Genomic DNA, 4,110 nt, shown 5'->3' with positions numbered 1-4,110 from the left:
CCGGCACCAGGAGACGGGCAATGTCCAGCATCTCGATCGTGACCGGCGGCAGCCGCGGCCTCGGCCGCAACACCGCCCTCAGCATCGCCCGCCGCGGCGGCGACGTGATCCTCACCTATCGCAGCAAGGCCGCGGAGGCCGACGCCGTCCTGGCGGAAATCCGGGCGCTCGGGCGGCGGGCGGCGGCGTTGCAGCTCGACACCGCCGACATCTCCGGCTTCCCCGACTTCGCCGGGCGCGTCCGTTCCACCCTGGAGGGCTGGGGCCGCGACCGCTTCGACCATCTGGTCAACAACGCCGGCCACGGGGAGATGGCCGCCTTCGCCGAAACCAGCGAGGCGCAGTTCGACATGCTCTTCAACGTCCATGTGAAGGGCGTCTTCTTCCTGACCCAGGCCCTGCTGCCGCTGCTGGCGGACGGCGGCCGGATCGTGAATTTCTCCTCCGGCCTGACGCGAGTGTCCTATCCCGGCTTCTCGGCCTATTCGGCGGCCAAGGGCGCCGTCGAGATCCTGACGCTCTATCTGGCCAAGGAACTCGGCGCCCGCGGCATCACCGCCAACGCGATAGCACCCGGAGCCATCGAGACCGACTTCCTCGGCGGTGCGGTGCGCGACACCCCGGCCTACAACGAGGCTTTCGCGACGATGACCGCGCTGGGCCGCGTCGGGGTGCCCGACGACATCGGCCCGGCGGTGGCGAGCCTGCTCGGTCCCGACAACCGCTGGGTCACCGCCCAGCGCATCGAGGTTTCCGGCGGCCAGAACATCTGACCCGGCCCTTCCCCCACACCCCGTCGCGCAACCACGCTATCCTCGACGGGCGCAGCGATCTCGCAGCGGCCGGAACGGCAGCCCGGAGCGGGTGCGTTCGCAGGACCTAAACCTGGGATGCAACGGCCGCCTTGTCGATGATCGACCAGACGGTTTCGATGCGGTCGTCCCGATACTCGTAAAAGACGTTCTCGGCGAACCGCACCCTCCGGCCATTGACCGGGATGCCGAACAGAAGACCCGTCGGCGTGCAGTCGAACGTCAGGCGGCTTGCGATGCGGGGCGGCTCGGCGACCAGAAGGTCGATGGCGAATCTGAGGTCGGGAATCGCGCGGAAATCCGCCTCGAGCATCCCGCGATAGCCGGACAGCCCGAGCCTCTCTCCATTGTAGCGGACGTCCTCATGGACGAAGCTTCCCAAGCTCTGCCAATCCTGATGGTTCAGGCAGGAGATATAGGCGCGATAGAGGACGGAGAGGGTGTCTTCAGGCATGGAGGAACTCCCGGTTTTGCGTGCATGGCCGTCGAACGCCAGGACGGGGCGGCAGGACGGGGCGGCATTCGCGGTCCCGGCGGACGACCCCCCATCCCAATATATGCGGTTCGTCACGCTTGGCCGGCCGGACGCCGGCCCTTCCGCAGCCAGCCGATGGACAGGACCAGCCGTTCGCCGACCCCCTCGGTCACGCGGTGCGGATGGATGTCCGGGCGGAAATATTTGAGGCGGGGCCTGTCGATGATCGCCCGATCGCACAGGAACAGCCCGCCCGTCGCCGGCTGTCGCAGGATGAGGTTGACGCGGTGGTGTTCGAAGCCGTCCGGTGCGGGATCGACATGCTCGTCCAGGCCGCTGGTCGCCGGGTAACGCAGCAGATAGCAGTCGAAGCGCAGCCGGGCCGACCGGGCCAGCAGCATCTTGAAATACTCCTTGCCGCCATTCTCCTGACGGCCCCGGTCCCACCGCAACCAAGCCATCGCCTTGCTCCCGACCGTGGATCGCGCATCCGCCGGATGCTATCCGAACCTGACGGCGGTGGAAGGCCTACAGTTCTTCCAGCCGCTCGTGCAGGTCCTCGATGGCGCGGATGCGGGCGCGGCCGGGCTCGCCGGTCAGCGGAATCAGTTCGGCGGCGAGCGCGTGGATCACCGCCAGGGCGGCGACATGGCTGTCGAGTGCCGCCAGGCTGCGCGTTTCGCAGCGGAAGGTCAGCGGCGGCGGCGGGGCCTCCAGGGCGGAGTGGCTGTCGGCGATCAGGATGGTGGGGATGCCGCGTTCCCCTGCGATGCGCAGCAGGCGGACGATGGCCGGCGGGCGGCGGCGGATGCCGACCAGGAACAGCAGGTCGCCGGGGCCCCCATCGCCAGGGCGGAGATCCGCCATCGTCTCCGCCATCGTCTCGCCGACCGCCGCCAGCTGGTGGACCTCGCCGCGGACCTGGATGAACTGCCAGCGGGCATAGCCGGCCAGGAAGGCGCTGTTGCGGGCGCCGCAGACCCAGATACGCCGGGCGTCGGCCAGCGCGCGCGCCGCCTGGGCCAGCAGCGCCGGGTCGGTCTGGCGGGCGGTGGCGGCGAGCGCCTCGGCACTGCGCTGGAAATGCGCCTCAAGCGGCGTGGGATCGCCGGTGGCGACTGCCGCCGTGCCGCCGGGCGGCAGCAGGAACAGTGGCGAGCCCCAGTCGCCGCCGCGCCGGGCGGCCAGACGCGCCTCCTCGAAGCCGGCATAGCCGAGGCGGCGGACCAGACGAGACACCGTCATCTTCGACACGCCGGCCCGGCCGGCCAGCTCGGTCGCCGAATAGCCCGACAGCTCGCCCGGACAGGCGAGGATCACATCGGCGAGCTGCCGCTCCATCGGGCTGAGGTCGCCATAGCGGTCGCGGATGCGGGCGGTCAGCGATGGGTCGGCGGCCTCCGTCAAGGGGCTTGTCTGTCTTTCTGCCTGTTTCATGGGCCAATCGCCTCGCAAATTCCACGTAAGCACAAAAAACGAGCACCTTGAGCGCAACCAAAGCGACGTTACGATTGTAACGGAGATGCCTAAAGACGGGATAAACGTAACATTCCAGCCTTTTGGCGCACACCCGAATTCGTAGGCCGAAAGTGGCACATGGTTTGAAGAGGGAGGCTCATCGTCTTTCGGTTCGGAGATCAGGTGCCATGCGGTTCGCGAAGATTCTGGGTGCTCTCGGCCTTGCCACGGCGGTTCTGGCCGGCGGTTTCGCTCCCACCCATGCAAAAGCCGACGCGCTTGAGCGCATCGCCAAGGAAAAGGTGCTGCGCGTCGCCGTTCCGCAGGACTTCCCGCCCTTCGGCTCGGTCGGCACCGACCTGAAGCCGGTCGGCTACGACATCGACGCCGCCACCCTGATCGCCAAGGAGATGGGCGCCAAGGTGGAGCTGGTACCGGTGACCAGCACCAACCGCATCCCCTACCTGACCACCGGCAAGGTCGATCTGGTGATCTCCAGCCTGGGCAAGAACGCCGAGCGCGAGAAGGTCATCGATTTCTCCACCGCCTACGCCCCGTTCTTCAACGGCGTCTTCGGTCCCGACGACATCAAGGCCGAGAAGGTCGAGGATCTGGACGGCAAGAGCGTCGGCGTCACCCGCGGGTCGGTCGAGGACATCGAGCTGTCGAAGATCGTGTCGGACAAGGTGACCGTCCGCCGCTACGAGGACAACAACGGCACCATCTCCGCTTTCCTGTCGGGGCAGGTGCAGCTGGTCGCCACCGGCAACGTGGTCGCCGCCGCCATCTTCGAGCGCAACCCGCCGCGCCAGCCGATCCTGAAGTTCCTGGTCAAGAACTCCCCCTGCTTCGTCGGGTTGAACAAGAATGAGGGGCCGCTGCTGGAGAAGGTCAACGCCATCATCGCCAAGGCGAAGGAGGACGGCTCGCTGAACGACATCGCCAAGAAGTGGCTGCACGCGCCGCTGCCGAAGGATCTGTGACGTAAGGTTGCCCTCTTCTCCCTCTCCCCCCGGGGAGAGGGGATTCTCCGCCTCCCACAGACGGACCTTCGGATGGCCTACAGTTTCGATTTCTCGTCCCTGTTGGACTACACGCCCGTGCTGGTGGACGGGGTCGCCACCACCGTGGCGCTGACCGCGGTCAGCACGGTGCTGGGGGGTGGCGCTCGGCATCGGCGGGGCGGCGGCGCGGACCTCGACGGTCAAGCCGCTGGCGGTCGTCGTCGGCGCCTATGTCGAGCTGATCCGCACACCCCCTTCCTGGTTCAGCTGTTCTTCATCTTTTTCGGCCTGCCGTCGCTGGGCATCCGGCTGGCGGAATGGCAAGCCGGCGGTGCTGGCGATGGTGATCAATCTCGGCGCC

The 4,110-nt window shown here is 67.7% G+C and carries 5 protein-coding genes and 1 pseudogene; 3 read left to right on the top strand and 3 right to left on the bottom strand.

Annotated features, from left to right (window positions below; all coding sequences use genetic code 11):
- Nucleotides 1-20: 20 nt before the first annotated feature.
- On the top strand, nt 21-773 hold the full coding sequence (locus I71_RS25530; protein ID WP_042700445.1) for an SDR family NAD(P)-dependent oxidoreductase: 753 nt from the start codon (nt 21-23) through the stop codon (nt 771-773).
- A gap of 106 nt (nt 774-879) precedes the next feature.
- Here I71_RS25530 and I71_RS25525 read toward each other — a convergent pair whose 3' ends face one another.
- The 3 genes from I71_RS25525 to I71_RS25515 form a co-directional block, all read right to left on the bottom strand.
- On the bottom strand, nt 880-1,266 hold the full coding sequence (locus I71_RS25525; protein ID WP_042700442.1) for an ester cyclase: 387 nt from the start codon (nt 1,264-1,266) through the stop codon (nt 880-882).
- Between the two features lie 113 nt (nt 1,267-1,379).
- Nucleotides 1,380-1,748: a hypothetical protein gene (locus tag I71_RS25520; RefSeq protein ID WP_042700440.1), complete on the bottom strand. Its 369-nt coding sequence runs from the start codon at nt 1,746-1,748 to the stop codon at nt 1,380-1,382.
- A gap of 67 nt (nt 1,749-1,815) precedes the next feature.
- A complete protein-coding gene (locus I71_RS25515; protein WP_244434049.1) occupies nt 1,816-2,694 on the bottom strand; it encodes a MurR/RpiR family transcriptional regulator in 879 nt (292 codons plus the stop codon).
- Nucleotides 2,695-2,933: 239 nt separating this feature from the next.
- Between I71_RS25515 and I71_RS25510 the strand changes: the two genes are divergently transcribed.
- Together I71_RS25510 and I71_RS25505 are read left to right on the top strand one after the other, a co-directional pair.
- Nucleotides 2,934-3,728, top strand: a complete 795-nt coding sequence (locus I71_RS25510; protein ID WP_042700434.1) for a transporter substrate-binding domain-containing protein — start codon at nt 2,934-2,936, stop codon at nt 3,726-3,728.
- Between the two features lie 72 nt (nt 3,729-3,800).
- A pseudogene (locus I71_RS25505) lies at nt 3,801-4,110 on the top strand (hypothetical protein); the annotation flags it as partial.

This window comes from Azospirillum sp. B506 (assembly GCF_000333595.1).
Taxonomy (GTDB): domain Bacteria; phylum Pseudomonadota; class Alphaproteobacteria; order Azospirillales; family Azospirillaceae; genus Azospirillum.
The sequence above is the reverse complement of the archived record's forward strand: the minus strand, read 5'-3'. Positions and strand labels throughout refer to the sequence as shown.

What these genes read in the sequence shown, in the direction of transcription:
- I71_RS25530 (WP_042700445.1), top strand. Translation starts at nt 21, where the DNA reads ATGTCCAGCATCTCGATCGTGACCGGCGGCAGCCGCGGCCTCGGCCGC.
- I71_RS25520 (WP_042700440.1), bottom strand. Translation starts at nt 1,748, where the DNA reads ATGGCTTGGTTGCGGTGGGACCGGGGCCGTCAGGAGAATGGCGGCAAG.
- I71_RS25510 (WP_042700434.1), top strand. Translation starts at nt 2,934, where the DNA reads ATGCGGTTCGCGAAGATTCTGGGTGCTCTCGGCCTTGCCACGGCGGTT.
- I71_RS25525 (WP_042700442.1), bottom strand. Translation starts at nt 1,266, where the DNA reads ATGCCTGAAGACACCCTCTCCGTCCTCTATCGCGCCTATATCTCCTGC.